General features: G+C 57.4%; 22 protein-coding genes. 16 read left to right on the forward strand and 6 right to left on the reverse strand.

The window, feature by feature from the left end:
• Nucleotides 1-46: 46 nt before the first annotated feature.
• The 6 genes from rbfA (at nucleotide 47) to rpsO (ending at nucleotide 4,188) form a co-directional block, all read left to right on the forward strand.
• Nucleotides 47-442 (forward strand): 30S ribosome-binding factor RbfA, encoded by a 396-nt coding sequence (gene rbfA, locus GOV90_RS07335; protein ID WP_171093264.1) that lies wholly within the window; start codon nucleotides 47-49, stop codon nucleotides 440-442.
• Nucleotides 439-1,182, forward strand: coding sequence for a phosphodiester glycosidase family protein (locus tag GOV90_RS07340; protein ID WP_171093262.1), 744 nt, complete (start codon nucleotides 439-441; stop codon nucleotides 1,180-1,182). Before rbfA ends, GOV90_RS07340 begins: the two co-directional genes overlap by 4 nt.
• Before the next feature lie 54 nt (nucleotides 1,183-1,236).
• On the forward strand, nucleotides 1,237-2,142 hold the full coding sequence (truB, locus tag GOV90_RS07345; protein ID WP_171093260.1) for a tRNA pseudouridine(55) synthase TruB: 906 nt from the start codon (nucleotides 1,237-1,239) through the stop codon (nucleotides 2,140-2,142).
• 21 nt (nucleotides 2,143-2,163) lie between these two features.
• On the forward strand, nucleotides 2,164-2,667 hold the full coding sequence (locus GOV90_RS07350) for a DUF1643 domain-containing protein (protein WP_171093258.1): 504 nt from the start codon (nucleotides 2,164-2,166) through the stop codon (nucleotides 2,665-2,667).
• A 94-nt stretch (nucleotides 2,668-2,761) separates the two neighbouring features.
• A complete protein-coding gene (locus GOV90_RS07355; RefSeq protein WP_171093256.1) occupies nucleotides 2,762-3,775 on the forward strand; it encodes a calcium-binding protein in 1,014 nt (337 codons plus the stop codon).
• A 143-nt stretch (nucleotides 3,776-3,918) separates the two neighbouring features.
• Nucleotides 3,919-4,188: a 30S ribosomal protein S15 gene (gene rpsO, locus GOV90_RS07360; protein ID WP_170329634.1), complete on the forward strand. Its 270-nt coding sequence runs from the start codon at nucleotides 3,919-3,921 to the stop codon at nucleotides 4,186-4,188.
• Between the two features lie 91 nt (nucleotides 4,189-4,279).
• On the opposite strand, the gene GOV90_RS07365 is transcribed toward rpsO, so the two are convergent.
• Nucleotides 4,280-4,657 (reverse strand): helix-turn-helix domain-containing protein, encoded by a 378-nt coding sequence (locus GOV90_RS07365; protein WP_171093255.1) that lies wholly within the window; start codon nucleotides 4,655-4,657, stop codon nucleotides 4,280-4,282.
• Nucleotides 4,658-4,838: 181 nt separating this feature from the next.
• Between GOV90_RS07365 and GOV90_RS21135 the strand changes: the two genes are divergently transcribed.
• Both GOV90_RS21135 and GOV90_RS21355 read left to right on the forward strand, forming a co-directional pair.
• Nucleotides 4,839-5,201, forward strand: coding sequence for a nuclear transport factor 2 family protein (locus tag GOV90_RS21135; protein WP_254429063.1), 363 nt, complete (start codon nucleotides 4,839-4,841; stop codon nucleotides 5,199-5,201).
• Complete coding sequence (locus GOV90_RS21355) at nucleotides 5,123-5,608, forward strand: nuclear transport factor 2 family protein (RefSeq protein ID WP_371732497.1); 486 nt, start codon at nucleotides 5,123-5,125, stop codon at nucleotides 5,606-5,608. Before GOV90_RS21135 ends, GOV90_RS21355 begins: the two co-directional genes overlap by 79 nt.
• Before the next feature lie 60 nt (nucleotides 5,609-5,668).
• Here GOV90_RS21355 and GOV90_RS07375 read toward each other — a convergent pair whose 3' ends face one another.
• Nucleotides 5,669-7,270 (reverse strand): BCCT family transporter, encoded by a 1,602-nt coding sequence (locus tag GOV90_RS07375; protein WP_171093253.1) that lies wholly within the window; start codon nucleotides 7,268-7,270, stop codon nucleotides 5,669-5,671.
• 76 nt (nucleotides 7,271-7,346) lie between these two features.
• On the opposite strand from GOV90_RS07375, the gene GOV90_RS07380 reads away from it, so the two are divergent.
• From GOV90_RS07380 to GOV90_RS07390, 3 genes are all read left to right on the forward strand, one after another.
• Complete coding sequence (locus GOV90_RS07380) at nucleotides 7,347-7,634, forward strand: hypothetical protein (protein WP_171093251.1); 288 nt, start codon at nucleotides 7,347-7,349, stop codon at nucleotides 7,632-7,634.
• Between the two features lie 118 nt (nucleotides 7,635-7,752).
• On the forward strand, nucleotides 7,753-9,900 hold the full coding sequence (gene pnp / locus GOV90_RS07385; RefSeq protein WP_171093248.1) for a polyribonucleotide nucleotidyltransferase: 2,148 nt from the start codon (nucleotides 7,753-7,755) through the stop codon (nucleotides 9,898-9,900).
• Between the two features lie 179 nt (nucleotides 9,901-10,079).
• The gene (locus tag GOV90_RS07390) at nucleotides 10,080-11,084 is read left to right on the forward strand and encodes a Hint domain-containing protein (RefSeq protein ID WP_171093246.1); all 1,005 of its coding nucleotides are present in this window, start codon (nucleotides 10,080-10,082) and stop codon (nucleotides 11,082-11,084) included.
• Nucleotides 11,085-11,090: 6 nt separating this feature from the next.
• Here the strand turns inward: GOV90_RS07390 and GOV90_RS07395 are convergent, their stop codons facing one another.
• The gene (locus tag GOV90_RS07395) at nucleotides 11,091-11,726 is read right to left on the reverse strand and encodes a DUF1326 domain-containing protein (protein WP_171093244.1); all 636 of its coding nucleotides are present in this window, start codon (nucleotides 11,724-11,726) and stop codon (nucleotides 11,091-11,093) included.
• A 255-nt stretch (nucleotides 11,727-11,981) separates the two neighbouring features.
• On the opposite strand from GOV90_RS07395, the gene GOV90_RS07400 reads away from it, so the two are divergent.
• Complete coding sequence (locus tag GOV90_RS07400) at nucleotides 11,982-12,671, forward strand: outer membrane protein (RefSeq protein WP_171105790.1); 690 nt, start codon at nucleotides 11,982-11,984, stop codon at nucleotides 12,669-12,671.
• Nucleotides 12,672-12,889: 218 nt separating this feature from the next.
• On the opposite strand, the gene GOV90_RS07405 is transcribed toward GOV90_RS07400, so the two are convergent.
• Nucleotides 12,890-13,540, reverse strand: coding sequence for a peroxiredoxin (locus GOV90_RS07405; RefSeq protein ID WP_171093240.1), 651 nt, complete (start codon nucleotides 13,538-13,540; stop codon nucleotides 12,890-12,892).
• Nucleotides 13,541-13,754: 214 nt separating this feature from the next.
• On the opposite strand from GOV90_RS07405, the gene GOV90_RS07410 reads away from it, so the two are divergent.
• Nucleotides 13,755-15,194, forward strand: coding sequence for an aldehyde dehydrogenase family protein (locus tag GOV90_RS07410; RefSeq protein ID WP_171093237.1), 1,440 nt, complete (start codon nucleotides 13,755-13,757; stop codon nucleotides 15,192-15,194).
• A 59-nt stretch (nucleotides 15,195-15,253) separates the two neighbouring features.
• Here GOV90_RS07410 and GOV90_RS07415 read toward each other — a convergent pair whose 3' ends face one another.
• Nucleotides 15,254-15,859, reverse strand: a complete 606-nt coding sequence (locus GOV90_RS07415) for a glyoxalase superfamily protein (protein ID WP_371732496.1) — start codon at nucleotides 15,857-15,859, stop codon at nucleotides 15,254-15,256.
• A gap of 7 nt (nucleotides 15,860-15,866) precedes the next feature.
• Nucleotides 15,867-16,718: a bifunctional helix-turn-helix domain-containing protein/methylated-DNA--[protein]-cysteine S-methyltransferase gene (locus GOV90_RS07420; protein WP_171093235.1), complete on the reverse strand. Its 852-nt coding sequence runs from the start codon at nucleotides 16,716-16,718 to the stop codon at nucleotides 15,867-15,869.
• Nucleotides 16,719-16,857: 139 nt separating this feature from the next.
• On the opposite strand from GOV90_RS07420, the gene GOV90_RS07425 reads away from it, so the two are divergent.
• From GOV90_RS07425 to GOV90_RS07435, 3 genes are read left to right on the forward strand one after another with little or no spacing between them, the layout of a single operon-like run.
• Nucleotides 16,858-17,745: a serine hydrolase gene (locus GOV90_RS07425; RefSeq protein WP_171093233.1), complete on the forward strand. Its 888-nt coding sequence runs from the start codon at nucleotides 16,858-16,860 to the stop codon at nucleotides 17,743-17,745.
• 57 nt (nucleotides 17,746-17,802) lie between these two features.
• Complete coding sequence (gene nth, locus GOV90_RS07430; RefSeq protein ID WP_171093231.1) at nucleotides 17,803-18,447, forward strand: endonuclease III; 645 nt, start codon at nucleotides 17,803-17,805, stop codon at nucleotides 18,445-18,447.
• Nucleotides 18,444-19,433 (forward strand): adenosine kinase, encoded by a 990-nt coding sequence (locus GOV90_RS07435; RefSeq protein ID WP_171093229.1) that lies wholly within the window; start codon nucleotides 18,444-18,446, stop codon nucleotides 19,431-19,433. Before nth ends, GOV90_RS07435 begins: the two co-directional genes overlap by 4 nt.
• Nucleotides 19,434-19,440 lie beyond the last annotated feature (7 nt).

Genomic DNA, 19,440 nt, shown 5'->3' on the forward strand with positions numbered 1-19,440 from the left:
TTCGCGCCCGCTTGGCAAAGCCCCGCTTTGGGCTTAGATCGGAGATATGGCAAAGAACAAATTCCACGATGGCCCCGGCCCGTCCCAACGACAGCTGCGTGTCGGCGAACTGATCCGTCGCACCCTGTCCGAAGTTCTGGCGCGCGGAGATGTCCACGACCCTGACCTGAACCGCATGTCAATCACCGTGGGTGAGGTCCGTACCTCACCCGATCTCAAAATCGCCACCGCCTATGTGCTGCCTCTGGGCGGCAAAGGGCAAGAGGACGTGATCGACCTGCTGGCCCGCAATAAAGGCGAATTACGACGCGTGATCGGCAAGAAACTGAACCTGAAGTTCTCGCCCGATCTGCGGTTCCGTCTGGATGACACGTTTGACCGTCTGGACGACACCCGCCGCATGTTCCAGCAGGACGCGGTGCGCCGCGATCTGGACGAGTGATCCGGGCACTGACCATTTTGGGCGCGGCTTTATGGGCCGCGCAAGCCTCTGCGGTGACCTGCGAAAAGGTGACTCATGAGGATCTGCGCTACACCGTCTGCGAGGTCGATGCGACTGCAGCAGATCTGCGCCTGTTTCTGAAGGGTGAAGACGGCGAAGTGTTGGGGCATTTCTCATCGGTTAACGAGACACTTGAACCCGAGGGCAAACGGCTGGCCTTTGCAATGAACGCCGGCATGTATCACGACGACCGCTCGCCCGTCGGCCATTATGTCGAGGATGGGCAGGAGAAGATGCGGGTGATCCCGAACCCCGGCCCCGGCAATTTCGGCCTGCTGCCCAATGGCGTTTTCTGCATCCGTGACGGGCGCGCCGATGTGTTCGAGACGCTGGATTTCGTCGACCAGGCCCCCACCTGCCGCTTTGCCACCCAATCCGGCCCAATGCTGGTGATCGACGGCGGACTGCACCCGCGCTTTCTGCCTGATTCGACCTCGCGCTATATCCGCAACGGCGTTGGCACAAGCGCTGATGGCACGCGGGCGGTTTTCGCCATTTCTGAAGATTATGTCACCTTCCACGAATTCGGCAGCCTGTTTCGCGATGTTCTGAACACCCCAAACGCGCTGTTTCTGGATGGCAATATCTCACGGATGTATGACCGGGCAGGCAATCGCTCGGATCTGGGATTCTCGTTGGGACCGATTGTGGGTGTAGTTGAGGACATGCCTGCAAATTGACAGGGCGGGTGTGATCCGTTAACCCGCGCGCCTCAGCAAAAGGCAAGGTGCAAGATGGGACGCAAACGCAAGGGTCGCGACATTTCCGGTTGGCTGGTTGTGGACAAGCCTGCGGGCATGACCTCTACGTCGGTGGTCAACAAGGTGCGTTGGGCGATGGATGCCAAAAAGGCGGGCCATGCGGGCACACTGGACCCCGAAGCAACCGGCGTTCTGGCCGTGGCCTTGGGTGAGGCGACAAAGACCGTTCCCTACATAACCGATGCGCTGAAAGCTTACACGTTCACCGTGCGTTTGGGTCAAGCCACCAACACCGACGATGCCGAGGGTGAAGTGATCGCAAGCAGCGATGCGCGCCCATCGGATGAGGACATCAAACAGGCGCTGACCCCGTTTCTGGGCGACATCATGCAGGTTCCGCCAAAGTTCTCTGCGGTGAAGATCGACGGCCAGCGCGCTTATAAACTGGCGCGCGATGGCGAGGATGTAGAACTGACCGCCCGACCCCTTTGGGTCGAGGAACTGATCCTTGTCGACCGCCCCGATGAAGACCACGTGGTGTTGGAAATGACCTGCGGCAAAGGGGGCTATGTCCGCTCAATCGCGCGCGATCTGGGTGAGGCATTGGGATGCCACGGACACGTTAGGGAGCTGCGCCGCATCTGGTCCGGCCCGTTTGAGGCCGAAGATGGCCTGACCGTCGAACAAATCGACGAGATGGCCAAGACCACTGCACTGGACGCGTATCTGCACCCGCTGGAAACCGGCCTGTCGGACCTGCCCGAATTGAAATGCACCCCTGAGGGTGCCACTCGCCTGCGCAACGGCAATCCCGGCATGGTGCTGGCATCAGACGTCGAATACGGCGATGAAGCCTGGGCCTCGCTGGATGGTAAAGCGGTGGCTGTGGGTGTCTACAAATCAGGCGAGCTGCATCCCAGCCGGGTGTTCGTTTCCTGAAACACGTGCTAGGCGGTTGGCATGATCACCCGAACGCATACCAAGGGCGATGCGCCCTCAACCGCCGTCTATTCCGATTGCGAGCACTATCGCTATAGCCTGACCCGCGTATGGGATCCGGCAGGCCGCAAAGCTTTGTTCGTGATGCTGAACCCTTCGACCGCGACCGAGGTGCAGAATGACCCCACGGTGGAGCGCTGCGAACGGCGTGCGCGGGCCTTGGGGTTTGGCGCGTTTCAGGTGACCAACATCTTTGCCTGGCGCGACACCGACCCGCGCAAGATGCGCGCTGCCGCCGAGCCGGTCGGGCCTGCGAATGACAAAGCTATTCTGGACGGCGTCGCATGGGCCGATCAGGTCATCGCCGCCTGGGGCACCCACGGCGCACATCTGGACCGTGGCCTGGCAGTTGAACAGCTGTTGCGTCAGACGGGTCAACCCCTGTTCCATCTGGGTTTGACCAAAGACGGCCACCCAAAGCACCCCCTTTACATCGCATACACTCAGCGACCCGAGCAGTGGTGATAAAGTATTAACCATTTCAACGGCTTGTCTTTGACGCCGCTGTCCCCGGCATGAAACACTCATCCTCGGAGCATTCTGCTATCGGAGGAGTGTCATGTTTCTGGCCGGATTGATCGGACTGGCCGCCATTGGCGGTGCAGCCTACGCGATGAGCGACATGCTGATCGAAGACGAGGACACGTCAGAAGACGTTCCCGAAGATGAGCCGCCGACCGAAGCCGAAACCGGGGAATTTCTGGAAATCGGCGAAAACGTCGAAGACCACGTCGAAACCGAGGTCGAACCCCTGTCCACCGGTATCGTCCTTTCCGAATTCGAAGGCGATTTGGTGATTGCCGGAGAAGACGGCCCGGACATCATCACCGGAGGGGACGGTGTGGATCAGATCAACGGCTATGGCGGTGAAGATACGATCCACGGGGGCCAGGGGGACGACGTCCTGCATGGCGGCGACGGGATAGATACCATCTATGGCGGGCGGGACAACGATGTCCTGCATGGCGAAGCGGATGATGACCTGCTGTTTGGGGACACGGGCAATGACGCTCTGTTCGGGCATTTCGGCGACGACACTCTGGACGGAGGCGAGGGCGAAGATGAGCTCTATGGTGGGCAGGGCGACGATACATTGGCAGGCGGCGACGGTGACGACGCGCTACAGGGCGGATTTGGGGATGATGTCCTGACCGGAGATGCAGGCGAGGATGCGATCTTTGGCGGCGACGGGGACGATTTTGTATTCGGCATCGAAGAGGGTGCAGCCGAGCAAGATTTCCTGAATGGCGGTGCCGGCAATGACACTCTTGTTGCCGGCAGCGGTGACGTCGTGACGGGTGGTCAGGGGGCCGATGACATTGTGGTGGGACAAGGTGAAGACGATATTACCGTCATGGGGTTCCAGCCGGGTGAGGATAAGTTGCTTGTCACTTGGGAGAACGAATCCGAGCCTGAAATAGCCGTGGAACCTGACGCTGAAGATTCAAATCTTACTCGGGTGATCATTGACGGTCAGGAAGTGGCTCAGGTTTATGGTGCCGAAGGGATGACGGCAGCCGATATCCAACTGATCACCGAAGCCCAACTGGAACAGTATGGGCAGATGGTCTGACCCCGCAGATTCCCTTTGCCATTTGATAAAAATCCGCTTATACGCGCCCATCCGCATCGGAATCGGTGCGGTTTTCTCCATGGGCCTGCGCTGGACGACATCCCGGCCTGCGCCATTAACTCTAACCTTTAAAGGAGACCCCGATGTCGATCACTGCCGCTGAAAAAGCACGCGTCATGCAAGAATTCGCAACCAAAGAAGGCGACACCGGTTCGCCTGAAGTACAGGTTGCCATCCTGACCTCGCGCATCAACACCCTGACCGAGCACTTCAAGACCCACAAAAAAGACAACCACGGTCGTCGCGGTCTGCTGAAAATGGTCGCCCAGCGCCGTAAGCTGCTGGACTACCTGAAGGGCAAAGAAGAAGCGCGTTACCAGGACCTGATCAAAAAGCTGGGCATCCGCCGCTAAGTTCGGATCGCATCGCTTGCAGATTTCAGACGCCCGTCACTTTGGCGGGCGTTTTTTTTGTGCAGGTCAACCAGCTGGGAGTCAGGTGCCCTCAATCTGGGTGGGCCCGTTCATATTCCATGCGCGCGGATTTGACCTGATCCATTTGTTCGTGTGACCAATAAACAAGCGGCTTGAGCAACTCCAACAGGTCGCGACCCAAAGGTGTCAGCGCATAAGAAACCGCAACAGGCGGGCCGGGATCGACAGTGCGAGTCAGATACCCATCCCGTTGCAACCCTCTCAGGTTTTCGGTCAACACACGTTGCGTCACGTCGCCAATACAGCGTTTGAGCTCTCCAAACCGTTTCGGCTCATCCTCAAGGGCCAAAATGATGATCATCCGCCATTTGCCTGTGACGTTGGACAGAACTGAACGGATCGAGCAGTTGGACGCTTCGGCCTTGCTGTTGACGCCAATGGGGAGCATGAGGACCTCTGGTGCGGTTTAGTAACTTATAACAACAATAGAACCTCCCGAAATAATCGCAAGGCTATGTTTTTTAATGGAGTATCCTAGGAGTAACCTTGTGACTTTTTAGTGCGTAATTGAAATGTGGTGCGCTTTTAATACTTACTATCAGCACAACTCGAATCATCAGGATATGACCATGACCCCTAAAGAGCTTGTCCTCGCCCTGTTCTCAGCCGCTTTTATCGATCACGACCCGGAAGCCGCGCGCCAGATGGTGAGCGCCGATTACATCCAGCACAATCCGCAGGTTCCGACCGGCGCTGAAGGGCTGATGGGGCTGATCCCATTGGTTGGACAATCCGGCATGACTGCCACAACCCACCGTGTGATTGCCGAAGGCGACATGGTTGTGCTGCACAACACTTATGACAATGCCGACGCGGTGGAGCCTCTTCGCTTGCGGCCTTTGATATCTTCCGCGTGGAAGATGGAAAGGTTGTCGAACACTGGGACAATCTGCAACCCATCCCCGAAACCACTGCGTCAGGGCGTGGCATGACGGACGGGCCGGTTGAAATTACCGACCTCGACAAAACCCAAGAAAACAAGGCGCTGGTGCTGGGCTTTGTGCGTGATGTGCTGGGCGGTGCCGCGCCAGAGAACGTCACAACCTACATGGACCCAGAGGTCTATATGCAGCACAATCCTTCGATTGAGGATGGTCTGGCCGGATTGATGGCCGCGATCGACGCTTTCGCCGCGCAAGGCATGGTGATCACTAAGTTCGAGCCTCAGTTCGCCGTAGCTGAGGGCAATTTCGTCTTCGTGGCCACCGATGCCATCATGGGCGGTGAGCCATGGGCCTTCTTTGATCTGTGGCGCGTAGAGGACGGGAAAATTGTTGAGCATTGGGATGTTGTCTCACCCATCCCGTCTGAAATGGCGCATGACAACGGCAAGTTTTAATACCGGATCAAAAAACGCCCACCGTCTGGTGGGCGTTTTCAATTTTCATAGCGGTCGTATTTACATCTTCGCCTTTTCCGATTTCAGCGCCAGCCACAGGCAGTAGCACATCATCAGAACCACCAGCGTGAACGGTATCCCCGTTGACACCGCTGCGCCTTGCAGGGCGGACAACCCACCCCCAAGCAGCAGGGCGATGGCGACCAGACCTTCCAACGTGCACCAGAATACGCGCTGTACAACTGGCGCATCCATCTTGCCGCCTGCCGTGATCGTGTCGATCACCAGCGAGCCCGAGTCGGACGAGGTGACAAAGAACACAACGATCAGGATCAACGCGATCGGCGCGACGATGCCGTAGAGCGGCAATTCCTTCAGGAAACCGAACAGCGCACCTTCGGGGACGTAGTCTGCGATCACTGTGGCGTGGACGCCTTCGGCTCCGCCTGCGTTCAGCATGTCGATGGCCGCACCGCCAAAGGTCGACATCCACAGGGCACAGACCGCTGTGGGGGCCAGCAGCGCGCAGAGGATGAACTCACGCACCGTGCGACCCTTCGAGATACGGGCGATGAACATGCCGACAAACGGTGACCATGCGATCCACCAGGCCCAGTAGAACGTCGTCCAGCCGTGGAAATAGCTGGTGTCTTCTCGCCCGAACGGGTTCGACAGCGCCGGAAGGTGCGTCACGTAATCCACCATCACGTTGAAATACCGCGCGATGGCTGTGCCAACGCCAGTGACAACAATCACGAAAAGGAACAGGCCCACAGCCATGATCATGTTGATCTCGCTCAGCCGTTTCACGCCTGCATCCATGCCCATCAGGACTGATCCCAGCGCGATCAGCGTGATGCCGATGATCAGTAGGACGGTCACGGTTGGGCTGGGTTCGATGCCGAACACCTCGTTCAGCCCTGCCGCAACCTGTTGCGCCCCAAGACCCAAAGAAGTCGTCAGGCCGAACAACGTCGCAAACACCGCAAGCGTGTCGATGATATGGCCCCACCAGCCCCAGACACGTTCGCCAAGGATCGGATAAAAGGCCGACCGCAGGGTCAGCGGCAGATTCAGGTTGTAGGCAAAGATTGCAAGACTCAGGCCCACAGCGGCATAGACTGCCCAGCCTTCCAGCCCCCAGTGATGGATTGTGCCGACGATGCCGATATATTCATTGCCCGGAACCGCAATATCAATGCCCAAGGGCCGCGCATTCCCGCCTTCGGCAAAGTTATAGTAGACCGGCTCCATCACGCCAAAGAACAGCAGACCGATACCAATACCGGCGGCGAACATCATCGCGATCCATCCGGCATAGGAATAGTCAGGCTTGGCGTCTTTGCCGCCGATCCGTACTTTACCAACGGGCAAAACAATCAACACCAGACAGAACAGGGTGATCGCGTCAACCGAAAGAACCAGGAACCAGTCAAATGTACTGGTCAGCCAGGGCCGGAGCCAGCCGAAGAACGAGGCCGCAGCCTCTTGGTTGGCCAATGCGATCAGAACGAACGCAAAGATCAAAATACTCGAGATCAGAAAAACCGGGTTGTGAATATCCAGACCAAATGGCCGAACGTTGTCCTGCCCCAGCTCATATTCCGTTTCGAAGTCGTAAATCCGGGGGTCCGGATCCAGCATCTTCTTTGTTTGTGCCATTCGATTGCCCTTCTGTTCGCTATTTGCAAACGCCAAGGTATTCGGTCGGCGGACGGTTATGAGATAGTTACCCCCCTTGGCGCGTTTCCGTCATTTCGACCGCGGGCTTATTCGTAAAAGCTTATACAGCCTTGTTATTTTTACAATTGCATTCGATTTTTCATATGTTAGCGATGAAAGCTCTCTTGCGAGTTTTTACCGTCTGACCGGAATGAAACGCTGTGTTTCGCCACGCTCAGTTTCAAGTTTTGACCTGAAAATTGAGCTCATAAGGAAAGCCATTGCCAGTCTCAGCATGATCCAGCCACCGGATGCGGTTTCTCTTTCCTTCCAACGCATTCTCATGTATGCGCGCGGTATCTGAGACGTTGTGCCCTGACCCCGGCACTCGAATGGAAGATAAAGTGGGGTCGGCGGCAATGGGGCCGCCATGCAAACCGGAGACCCGCAGGGGCGGGAGTGCTCCGTTCTAGGATACGCATATGTTTGATGTAACGAAGAAATCGATTCAGTGGGGCGAAGAGACGCTGACACTGGAAACCGGCAAGGTTGCCCGTCAGGCGGACGGCACTGTGATTGCCACGCTGGGCGAAACCAGTGTCATGGCCAACGTAACCTTTGCCAAGCAGCAAAAGCCCGGTCAGGACTTTTTCCCGCTGACCGTACACTACCAAGAAAAATACTATGCCGCCGGTAAGGTTCCGGGTGGCTTTTTCAAGCGCGAGGCGCGCCCGACCGAGAAAGAGACCCTGACCGCGCGTCTGATCGACCGTCCGATCCGCCCGCTGTTCGTTGACGGCTTCAAAAACGAAGTTCTGGTGATGTGCACCGTGCTGTCCCACGATCTGGTCAACGATCCCGACATCGTTGCAATGATCGCTGCTTCGGCTGCCCTGACCATTTCCGGCGCGCCGTTCATGGGCCCGATCGCTGGTGCCCGTGTTGGTTTCGTGGATGGCGAATACGTCCTGAACCCGACCGTAGACGATATGCAGGACCTGCGCCTGAACCCCGAACAGCGTCTGGATCTGGTTGTGGCCGGTACCAAAGACGCCGTGATGATGGTGGAATCGGAAGCTTACGAACTGTCCGAAGCCGAAATGCTGGGTGCCGTGACCTTTGCGCATGAGCAAATCCAGCCGGTCATCGACCTGATCATCTCGCTGGCCGAAGAAACCGCGAAAGAGCCGTTTGAGTTCGTCGCCCCCGATTACTCGGAGCTTTACGCCGCTGTTGCCGCAGCCGGTGAAGAGCAGATGCGCGCCGCCTTCGCGATCACCGACAAGCAAGAGCGCACCGCCGCCGTTGCCGCTGCCCGCGAAGCGATCAAAGAAGCGCTGACCGAGGAACAGCTGGAAGACGCCAATCTTGGATCGGCGATGAAAAAGCTGGAAGCCGGTATTCTGCGCGGCGACGTCGTCAAGGGCGGCAAGCGCATCGACGGTCGTTCGACCACCGATGTACGCGCCATCGAAGCCGAAACCTCGCTGCTGCCGCGCACCCATGGTTCCGCCCTGTTCACCCGTGGTGAAACACAGGCGCTGGCCGTGACCACGCTGGGCACCGGCGACGATGAGCAGTTCATCGACGCGCTGCATGGCAACTTCAAATCGAACTTCCTGCTGCACTACAACTTCCCTCCGTATTCGGTGGGTGAAGTGGGCCGCGTGGGTTCGCCCGGCCGTCGTGAGATCGGTCACGGCAAACTGGCATGGCGCGCGCTGCAGGCGGTTCTGCCTGCGCCGACCGACTTCCCCTACACCGTGCGCGTGGTATCGGAAATCACTGAATCGAACGGCTCGTCCTCGATGGCCTCTGTCTGCGGCGGTTCGCTGTCGATGATGGACGCAGGTGTTCCGCTGAAAGCACCGGTTGCCGGTGTGGCAATGGGTCTGATCCTGGAAGATGATGGCGATTACGCTGTTCTGACCGATATCCTGGGTGACGAAGACCACCTGGGCGACATGGACTTCAAAGTGGCAGGTACCGAGAACGGCATCACCTCGCTGCAGATGGACATCAAGGTCGCAGGTATCACGCCGCAGATCATGGAAACCGCTCTGGCACAGGCCAAAGAAGGTCGGATGCACATTCTGGGCGAGATGGGCAAAGCCCTGTCCGAGACCAACGAATTCTCGGTCCACGCCCCGCGCATCGAGACCATGAACATCCCGACCGACAAGATCCGCGAAGTGATCGGCTCGGGCGGTAAGGTCATCCGTGAGATCGTTGAGGTTTCGGGTGCCAAGGTCGACATCAACGACGACGGTGTGATCAAGATCGCCTCGCCCGATGGTGAATCGATCCAGAAGGCTTATGACATGATCTACTCTATCGTGGCCGAGCCGGAAGAAGGTCAGATCTACACCGGTAAAGTGGTCAAGATCGTCGACTTCGGCGCCTTCGTGAACTTCTTTGGCAAGCGCGATGGTCTGGTCCACGTGTCCCAGATCGAAAATCGCCGCCTGAACCATCCGTCAGACGTTCTGAAGGAAGGTCAGGAAGTGAAGGTCAAGCTGCTAGGCTTTGACGATCGCGGCAAGGTCCGCCTGTCGATGAAAGTCGTCGATCAGGAAACCGGCGAAGAGATCGTTCCCGAGAAGAAAGAAAAGAAAGAAGACGCAGAGTAATCTGTACCTATCTTCAGGCTCGAAAGGCCCCGGCGCTGTCCGGGGCCTTTTTTTGTTAAGGTGTGGCTCCGACCACGCCCCCCGTAATCTGGTCTAGGTAAATCAACCATTAACGTTTCTTAAACGTATTAGCACAACCTTAAGGGTGACTTAGTTGCTCTCAGGGATGTTGTGCGACCGTGGCCACGATTACAGTCTATGAAATCAGTGCAGACCCGTTCAGCACACGCGACGTCGATATCACGGCCGCGTATTCTGTTGAAGTAACGGACAACGACGCGATCTTAGATGACCCAGACCCCGACAGCACCCAATTGGACCTGTCCGGGCTGCCGGGCTTTACCGCCTCGTCTCAGAATTTCAGTACGTTCGAGACGTATACCGGAACGATCAACGGCGCGCCTGTCAGTTTCACCCTGATCCAGTTCAGCAACCCGCGCTATATCATCGTCACTTCGGGGCAAGCTGCGCTGAATGACACCATCGAAGACACCAGCTTTGGCGGCACCGCATCTTCTACCCCGTATCAGAGCCTGCCGTCTTTCGTGTGCTTCACCACGGGCTCGCTGATCCTGACCCCTACCGGGCATCGCCAGGTGGAAGAACTGGTACCGGGGGATCCTGTCCTGACCACAGGTGGGCATATCCGGCCCGTGCGCTGGATCGGTCGACGGCATCTGAATAAGCAAGAGCTGCGCTCTTCTCCGCATCTGTGCCCAGTGCGCGTCAAGGCAGGCTGCTTCGGTCCGAACAGTCCCACCCGCGACCTGCTGGTGTCGCCGCAACATCGGGTCGCTGTAACCTCAGCGATGATGGAACTAATGCATGGCGAGACCGTGATGTTGGCCCCGGCGAAGGCGTTGATAAATGGGCAAAGCATTGTGCAGGACCCGCCTGAGCAGGGGGTCGAATATGTTCACATCCTTTTAGATCAGCATGAGCTGGTGAATGTCGAAGGAATCTGGTCCGAATCCTTTTATCCCGGCGACACGACCCTCAGTGCAATGGCACCTGCCACCCTGCGCAAGTTGTTCGACCTGTTCCCGGACCTGTCCCACGGCGCGACTGGTTACGGACCAACGGTGCTACCGGTCCTTAAACCTTTCGAAGCCGGAATGCTGAAATCAGACCTGAAGGTTCCAAATTGGTGGGTTTACCCAAATGCGCTTAAGAAGGCCGCCTAACTCGGTTTAGTGGGCAACACCACCCGGCCCGTGTTTCAAAACGTGCCATTGGCCATAGCTGTCGTTCAAATCCAGCTTGATCGCCGCGTCTGCGCGCGTTGTAGCGCTGCCGATCTCGGCCATTGAGAACTCGATACCGCCAGGAATATCGATTCGTACGCGATGCGGTCCCCCGCCATGAGGGGCTTCAATGGGGCGACCTGTCGAGCTCAGCACATCGCCGATGGACACACGGGCGGTCCGCTCTTCCATGTTCATTTCGAAATCAATCGGCAGGTAGAGCGTGTCGTGCACCTTTTCGCACATGGCACGGAACACGTACCAATGCGTCGCCATCTCCTCCGTTTCCTCACCGTGAAAGACCTTTTCCAGCGCCGCGCGCTGTGCTGGGGTCGCAGCAGGATCAATGACAACCTGCATTTCTCCGCCGCCCTCGAAAATAGGCCCCGGCCAGGCATAGATCAGCGCGGCCTTGGCACCACCCAGATCAGTGTCACCGAAATACCCTGTGCCAATCTCTAGCACTTCGAAGCCCCGGCAGTTTCCGTGGGTGGGTAGTTCTTCGAATTGGCAAGGGCAGGCATAACCGCAATTGCAGTTTCCGAAGCTTTCTCCTTCAACATACCAATCTGTAAACGCCATGGTTCTCTCCTGCAAAGTACAGTGAAATCCCGATGGCCTTCGCCTGTGGAACAGCCCCCTTGAGCCATACTAGCACGTCCCTACGAAGATCAGAAATCGACGGCCTGCCATTCAGCGACAACAACTCGAACAAGCGATTTATTCTATCACATGGCGCCAAATTAGAGTGACCCAATGTGACCGCCGGAACCCTTTCCATGCACCACCAGACACATGATCTAAGCAGGGAAACGTTTTGGAACAAAGGACATGATCATGGTTAGTCGTTTCATCCTGACCTCCGCCGCCCTGATGCTGGGCACAACCGCAGCAACCGCACAAAGCCTGGGTGACGGCACCTATGTTCAGGGCTTTATCGGCTACAGCCAACTGCAAGACAGCGACTTTTCGGGCACAATCGGGGGCGCAACACAATCGGTCGATACAGACTTTGATGCAGGTTTCGGCCTGGGCGTGGCCATTGGTAAAGAGATCCCGCAGTGGTCCAATGACACGATCGGAACACGAATCGAACTGGAGCTTTCCTATCGCGACAGCGACGTGGATGGTGTGAACTTTACCGGCAACGGACCAGCACCAGAAGGCAACATCTCTGGCGACGTTTCGCAAACCTCGCTCTTTGCCAACATCTTGTTCGACTTCAAACAAGCCGGTGCGCTGACCCCGTTTGCAGGGTTTGGTCTGGGTGCCACCTACTCGGATCTGGATTTCGCTTACGGCCCCGGTGTGGCACTGGATGACAGCGACACCGCTCTTGCGGCTCAGGTGATCGCAGGCGTGGCATATGACATCAACCCGTCGACCGCCTTTACCGTAGACGCCCGCTATGCCCGCGCCTTTGACGTATCGTCGGAGCGGCTGGCCCCGAACGGCGCGTTGACGGGCACAGTTGAAGACGATCTGGATACATTCAGCGTCAATTTCGGGCTGCGCTACAAGTTCTGATCGCTTTGGGCGTCAGGTTTCTCTCCGGTTTTCTGCCGCCTTCTTGCCCTCGCACCTCAGGTGCGGGGGCATTCAAGCAACACAACTCACGTCGGATGTACCGTGGATCGCCCTGCCCGCAACAACCGCCTGCTTCATCTGGCCGAAAATACCTTCGGGGGGAATCGTGCCGAAAGGCGCGATGGGGGGCAGACAGCCCCCCTGAACCGGCAACCGATTTAGGACGGCGCCTTGGTTTTGCGCAGATAAGGGAAGATCGTTTCAAACTCGCCGAACTTCTCTTTTGCTTCATCGTTCGACACTGCAGGCGGAATGATCACATCTTCGCCCGGCACCCAGTTAGCCGGGGTTGCAACGCCCTTAGCCGACATCTGCAGCCCGTCCAGAGCGCGCAGGATCTCGGCAAAATTCCGACCCACGGTCATTGGATAGGTCATCGACAGTTTCAGTTGCTTGTCCGGGCCGATGATAAAAACCGAACGCACAGTGGCGCTGTCAGCCGGAGTGCGGCCGTCGGGCAGATAGGCTTCTGCGGGCAACATGTCGAAGGCTTTGGACACGGCCAAACCGTCATCGGCGATGATCGGGAAACCGGGGTTGGCCTTACCGTATTCTTCGATGTCCTTCTTCCACTTCTTGTGGTCCTCGACCCCATCGACCGATACGCCGATCACTTTGGTGTTGCGCGCGGCCCATTCGTCATTCAGCTGCGCAACAGCCGAAAACTCGGTGGTGCAAACAGGGGTGAAATCCTTTGGGTGCGAGAACAAAATAGCCCAGCTGTCGCCGATCCAGTCGTGAAACTGAACGGTGCCCTGATCCGTTTCTGCTGTAAAATTGGGGACGGTATCGTTGATGCGCAAACCCATGGGGCATCTCCTTTCCTGTTAAAAACCTGAGTCGGTTGCGTGGAACCTAATCACTTTGCGCGCAGGTTAAACCATCCCCTGCGCTCAGGGATACGGAATTCGACCGCGTTAAAGGAAAATAATTTGATCAAATTCGCTATTGCTCGATCTTGGTATGGCTGCCAGAGTATGCCCTGACAACTGGGTTAGTGCCGATCCATCAGGAGGATTCACGATGATCGAAAAGCGGGATTTTTACATCAACGGTCAGTGGGTCTCTCCTTCGTCGCCCAATGATTTTCAAGTGATCGACCCTTCGACCGAGGAACCCTGTGCTGTGATTTCACTGGGTGATGAAGCCGACACAAATGCGGCTGTTGCAGCGGCCAAAGCCGCGCTGCCCGGTTGGATGGCGACTCCGGTGGAAACCCGCATTGCGCTGGTGGAAAAACTAATCGAACTTTACGCGACGCGTTCCGAGGATCTGGCGCAAGCCATGTCACTTGAGATGGGTGCACCGATTGATCTGGCCCGTTCGGCGCAGGCCGGGGCGGGTATCTACCACCTGAAAAACTTCATCCGCGCCGCCAAGGCGTTTGAGTTCGAACGCCCTTTGGGCGACCACGCCCCCAATGATCGCATCATCTATGAGGCGGTCGGCGTCGCCGCCCTAATCACGCCGTGGAACTGGCCGATGAATCAGGTCACGCTCAAGGTCGGTGCGGCGGCAATTGCGGGCTGTACCATGGTGCTGAAACCATCAGAACAAAGCCCGCTGAACGCGATGATCTTTGCCGAGATGATGGATGAGGCACGCTTTCCGCCCGGCGTGTTCAATCTGGTTAACGGTGACGGGGTGGGCGTTGGCTCGCAACTTTCCGGCCATCCAGATGTGGATATGGTCAGCTTTACCGGCTCGACCCGCGCCGGTACCGCGATTTCGAAGAACGCTGCAGAGACGCTCAAGAAAGTACATCTGGAATTGGGCGGAAAAGGCGCGAATGTGATCTTTGAGGATGCAGATGACAAGGCCGTCAAACGCGGCGTGCTGCACATGATGCAAAACACGGGCCAAAGCTGTAATGCACCCAGCCGGATGCTGGTGCAGCGCCCGATTTACGACAAGGCGGTGGAAACGGCGACTGAAGTGGCCAACATGGTCAAGGTCGGCCCTGCCATCGAAGAAGGCCGCCACATTGGCCCGGTGGTGAATGAGGTCCAGTGGACCAAGATTCAGGACCTGATTCAGAAAGGCATCGACGAAGGTGCCCGTTTGGTCGCTGGTGGCACCGGACGGCCAGAGGGGCTGAACAAAGGCTATTATGTCCGCCCTACAGTCTTTGCCGACGCCAACAATCAGATGACCATCGCACGCGAAGAAATCTTCGGTCCGGTTCTGACCATGATCCCCTTCGACACCGAAGAAGAAGCTATCGAGATCGCTAACGACACGCCGTATGGCCTGACCAACTATGTTCAGACGCAAGACGGCGCGCGGGCCAATCGTATGGCACGTGTCTTGCGGTCGGGCATGGTCGAGATGAACGGCCAATCACGCAGCGCAGGCTCTCCGTTCGGGGGTATGAAGCAATCCGGCAACGGGCGCGAAGGTGGTGTTTTCGGTTTGGAAGACTTCCTTGAAATCAAAGCGGTCGGCGGATGGGCGGCTGAATAAGTTGTCCAATGAGTCAATCAATTTGGGCGGGGCAATACAGGTGCCCCGCCCTTAGTGTTTCAAACAGGCCGCACCACAAGCTGAGGCTCTCCGTTAGATGTGTGCCGTAGGGATTGACCATCCCAGCCAATCTCTCCGGTGACGCGCTGTCGATAGGCGGAAAAGCTATCGAACCGCACCACATCGACGGGCGTATCGAAATGCAGGGTAACACGACGGCGCGCGCCATCGCCCAGCATAGTTATGCCGCGAATTTCCCCCGTGTATGCCTGACCCAGGTATCGTCCCTCAACCCGGTCACCTACACGCAGGTGCATCCGATTTCCGGCCATTGCATGCAATGTGTTCCAGTCTCGTACGCCGTGCTGATGGGCCAGCAGTTCCAGTGTGGCGCTATGCGACAGGGATACGCCCGTCGCTTTCAGTTTTTCCCGCAGGCGTTTTGCCTGCTCTTTCAGCTCTTCAACCGGAGCAACGGTTTGGAGTCGTGTCATCATGTGCCTCGTGTCCTTGAACGGGCGCGAAGTCTGGACGGGGTTCGCATTACCATCCGCGCGCCGGAAAAAGGGCAACAGATGTCTTTCAAACCGGGTTTCACCAAAGCCAAAGGCCGCGAACGGCAGGGGACCCGAACCTGCGGTGCCTTTTGGCAGCGGTCGGGTCATCTGTCAATCAGGCGTCTGCCTGCGCTGCTTCATAGGCCAGCATGGCGCGCTTCACCGGCAGACCCCAGTGATAACCACCTAACCCACCTGATTTACGCAGCGCGCGGTGACAAGGGATCAACCAACTGACCGGGTTACGCCCAACAGCCGTTCCCACCGCACGCACAGCTTGTGGTGAGCCTACGCGCTGCGCAATCTCGGAATAGGTTGTGACCTGCCCAGAAGGGATATGCATCAACGCTTCCCACACTTTGATCTGCAAAGGCGATCCGATCAGGTAAAGCGGCGTTGGTTCCAACCGGTCGCTGGCAGCCCCAAAGGCACTCAGCACCCAAGGACGCAAACGCATCGGATCCTCAACGAAATCCGCTTTGGGCCAGCGCGAGATCATGTCTTCCATCGCGGCCTCTTCCCCGGTCTCTGCCCCGAATGCCATGCCGCAGATGCCCTTGTCTGTGCCCATGACCAGCGCAGGGCCAAAGGGGCATTCGAACCAGCCCCAATAGATCGTCAATCCTGCGCCTTTCCGAGCGTATTCGCCGGGGCTCATGGATTCCCACTTCAGGAACAGATCGTGCAGGCGGCCGCTGCCGGACAGGCCAACGTTATGCGCGGTTTCCAATGTGGTGAACCGCTCGCGCAGCAGGGCCTTTGCGTGGCCCAGCGTGAGGTATTGTTGATACCGTTTCGGCGATACTCCGGTCCAGCGCGAGAACAAGCGTTGAAAATGGGCGGGGCTCATATCCATCTGACGGGCCAGCTCATCGAGGCTCAGGCCCTCGCCACCCTGATCGATCAGGTCGATTGCGCGGCGCATGACGTTGTAGTGGTATCCGCTTTCCGGGGTCTGGACATTCATGTCGCTTACCTCTTGCACTATTTCCCAGACTATACGTCGTCTGCCTATTGGTGAGCGACCCGAAACTTGCGCAACCGTATTTCTTTGAGAATTGATCTGACTTAGGGTCGAACCACATCCAATCAATTCCGGGCCGAACATGACCCTCTCCGCCGCCATGGACCAAACAGGCCGCGTTCTTCTGGACGAGTGCGGTGAATCCCTGTTTCCCTGGTGGAGCTTCACCAAAACTGCAATCGCAGTTCTTGTCATGCAGGCGTGGGAACGCCAGCAATGCGATCTTGATGCACCGTTCCGAGAGCATCCGTTTTCGCTGCGCCAATTGATGCAGCACCGCGCCGGGCTGAGAGATTATGGGGCGCTACCGGGCTATGGAGATGCCGTCGCGCAAGGTGCAGATCCCTGGTCTGTCGAGCAGTTGTTGGCAGAAGCAGATTTTCGCAACCTCGCCTACCCGCCCGGAACGAACTGGGTATATTCAAATGTGGGCTATCTGCTTTTACGCCAATTTCTGGAAGAGGTGCACAACGCCAGTCTGGCCGAAATCATGCAAGCTCGCATTTGCCAGCCACTGGGTCTGACCGCGCGTGTTGCTCGGACACGGGATGATTTCGAACAACTGTATTGGAACGCGCATGGTTATCACCCGGACTGGGTCTACCACGGCTGCCTTATGGGCACTGCAACCGACGCCTTGCGCCTGTTACCCGCCGTCCTGAACGGCGATCTGTTATCTGCTGCAAGTAAAGATCAGATGCTCAGCCCTTCCATGCAAGGCCCGGCTATTCCGGGACGGGTTTGGAGCGAAACCGGCTATGGGCTTGGTCTGATGATCGGTGCGGCCCAACCCGTGGGCCGCGTTATCGGGCACACTGGATGCGGCCCGTTTTCGGCAAATTTGATCGCGCAGTTTCCAGACACCCCTTCCGGGCTTTTGGTGGCCAGCTTTTGCCCAATGGGTGACGAGACCCCTGCAGAGTTTGAAGCTGTAAAGCTTGCAACCAAGCTAAACGAGCTTCGCGCATGACTACATAAAGCGTGTTTTCAATTGCAGCCCGCACAATCCCACGGCATTAAGGCCCGGATGGCAAAACAACTCGACTATCATACGATCCGCGAGATCTTTACGCGCTTTCAGGAGGCCGACCCCGAACCCAAGGGCGAGCTTGAGCATGTGAACGTCTATACCCTGGTCGTGGCCGTCGCGCTGTCGGCGCAGGCGACCGATGCGGGCGTCAACAAAGCCACGCGCGAATTGTTCAAGATCGCCGACACACCACAAAAGATGCTGGACCTGGGCGAAGAGGGTCTGATCGAACATATCAAGACCATCGGCCTGTTCCGTCAGAAAGCGAAAAACGTCATCAAGCTTAGCCGGATTCTGGTCGAAGATTACGGCGGCGAGGTTCCCAATTCCCGTGCTGCGTTGCAATCGCTGCCGGGTGTCGGGCGCAAGACAGCCAACGTGGTTCTGAACATGTGGTGGCGGCAACCTGCTCAGGCGGTTGATACGCATATCTTTCGCGTCGGCAACCGAACCGGCATTTGCCCCGGTAAGGACGTGGACGCAGTCGAACGCGCCATAGAAGACAACATACCTGCTGATTTCCAGCTTCATGCACATCACTGGCTGATCCTGCATGGCCGGTACCATTGCAAGGCACGCAAGCCGCAATGCCCGACCTGCATCATCCGTGATCTCTGTCGATTCGAGGACAAAACCCAATGAAAACTTACCAACTGACCGGCATCGGAAATGCCGTCGTAGACGTGATTTCCCAAGCCGACGACAGTTTCCTGGAACTGATGGGCATCGAGAAAGGCATCATGCAGCTGATCGAGCAGGAGCGCGGTGAAGTTCTCTATGCCTCGATGGAAGGCCGCGTGCAGACGCCTGGCGGTTCAGTCGCCAACACGATTGCAGGTGCGGGTGCCCTTGGACTGGACGCTGCCTTTATCGGGCGCGTGCATGACGACGCGCTGGGGCGGTTCTATGCGGATGCGATGAACGAAGACGGCGTTGACTTCGTGAACCCGCCGGTTCCGGGCGGAGAGCTGCCAACCTCGCGTTCGATGATCTTCGTCTCGCCCGATGGTGAGCGGTCGATGAACACCTATCTCGGGATTTCATCCGAGCTGTCCTCGCAGGACGTCTCGGATGACGTTGCAGGAAACAGCCAGATCATGTTCCTCGAAGGTTATCTGTTCGACAAGGAAAAGGGCAAAGCCGCGTTTCTTGAAGCCGCGCGCGCCTGTCACAAGGGCGGCGGAAAGGCCGGTATTGCCATTTCCGACCCGTTCTGCGTGGAACGTCACCGCGTCGATTTCCTCTTGCTGATCGAAAACGAACTGGATTTCGTGATCGGCAATGAGGCCGAGATCAAATCGCTGTTCGAAACCGACGATCTGGAGGAAGCGCTGGCCAAAACCGCCGCCATCTGTCCGTTGGTTGTCTGCACCCGGTCAGGCGACGGTGTGACAGTTCTGAATAGTGACAGCCGCATTGACGTGCCGGTTGAAAAGATTGTGCCCGTGGACGCAACAGGTGCGGGTGATCAGTTCGCTGCAGGCTTCCTGTTTGGCATGGCCACAGGTCGGGATTATGAGACTTGCGCAAAGATCGGCAATGTCTGTGCCCGAGAAGTCATCAGCCATATCGGCCCACGCCCGGAAGCAAACATGCAGGAATTGTTGCGCGCCGAAGGGTTGCTCTAACCTAGGA

Source organism: Ruegeria sp. HKCCA5929, assembly GCF_013034525.1.
Taxonomy (GTDB): domain Bacteria; phylum Pseudomonadota; class Alphaproteobacteria; order Rhodobacterales; family Rhodobacteraceae; genus Ruegeria.

Bases quoted from the DNA above. Each gene is read 5' to 3' on its own strand.
- rbfA (WP_171093264.1), top strand. From the start codon at position 47: ATGGCAAAGAACAAATTCCACGATGGCCCCGGCCCGTCCCAACGACAG.
- truB (WP_171093260.1), top strand. From the start codon at position 1,237: ATGGGACGCAAACGCAAGGGTCGCGACATTTCCGGTTGGCTGGTTGTG.
- GOV90_RS07350 (WP_171093258.1), top strand. From the start codon at position 2,164: ATGATCACCCGAACGCATACCAAGGGCGATGCGCCCTCAACCGCCGTC.
- GOV90_RS07355 (WP_171093256.1), top strand. From the start codon at position 2,762: ATGTTTCTGGCCGGATTGATCGGACTGGCCGCCATTGGCGGTGCAGCC.
- rpsO (WP_170329634.1), top strand. From the start codon at position 3,919: ATGTCGATCACTGCCGCTGAAAAAGCACGCGTCATGCAAGAATTCGCA.
- GOV90_RS07365 (WP_171093255.1), bottom strand. From the start codon at position 4,657: ATGCTCCCCATTGGCGTCAACAGCAAGGCCGAAGCGTCCAACTGCTCG.
- GOV90_RS21135 (WP_254429063.1), top strand. From the start codon at position 4,839: ATGACCCCTAAAGAGCTTGTCCTCGCCCTGTTCTCAGCCGCTTTTATC.
- GOV90_RS07375 (WP_171093253.1), bottom strand. From the start codon at position 7,270: ATGGCACAAACAAAGAAGATGCTGGATCCGGACCCCCGGATTTACGAC.
- pnp (WP_171093248.1), top strand. From the start codon at position 7,753: ATGTTTGATGTAACGAAGAAATCGATTCAGTGGGGCGAAGAGACGCTG.
- GOV90_RS07395 (WP_171093244.1), bottom strand. From the start codon at position 11,726: ATGGCGTTTACAGATTGGTATGTTGAAGGAGAAAGCTTCGGAAACTGC.
- GOV90_RS07400 (WP_171105790.1), top strand. From the start codon at position 11,982: ATGGTTAGTCGTTTCATCCTGACCTCCGCCGCCCTGATGCTGGGCACA.
- GOV90_RS07405 (WP_171093240.1), bottom strand. From the start codon at position 13,540: ATGGGTTTGCGCATCAACGATACCGTCCCCAATTTTACAGCAGAAACG.
- GOV90_RS07410 (WP_171093237.1), top strand. From the start codon at position 13,755: ATGATCGAAAAGCGGGATTTTTACATCAACGGTCAGTGGGTCTCTCCT.
- GOV90_RS07415 (WP_371732496.1), bottom strand. From the start codon at position 15,859: ATGACCCGACCGCTGCCAAAAGGCACCGCAGGTTCGGGTCCCCTGCCG.
- GOV90_RS07420 (WP_171093235.1), bottom strand. From the start codon at position 16,718: ATGAATGTCCAGACCCCGGAAAGCGGATACCACTACAACGTCATGCGC.
- GOV90_RS07425 (WP_171093233.1), top strand. From the start codon at position 16,858: ATGACCCTCTCCGCCGCCATGGACCAAACAGGCCGCGTTCTTCTGGAC.
- nth (WP_171093231.1), top strand. From the start codon at position 17,803: ATGGCAAAACAACTCGACTATCATACGATCCGCGAGATCTTTACGCGC.
- GOV90_RS07435 (WP_171093229.1), top strand. From the start codon at position 18,444: ATGAAAACTTACCAACTGACCGGCATCGGAAATGCCGTCGTAGACGTG.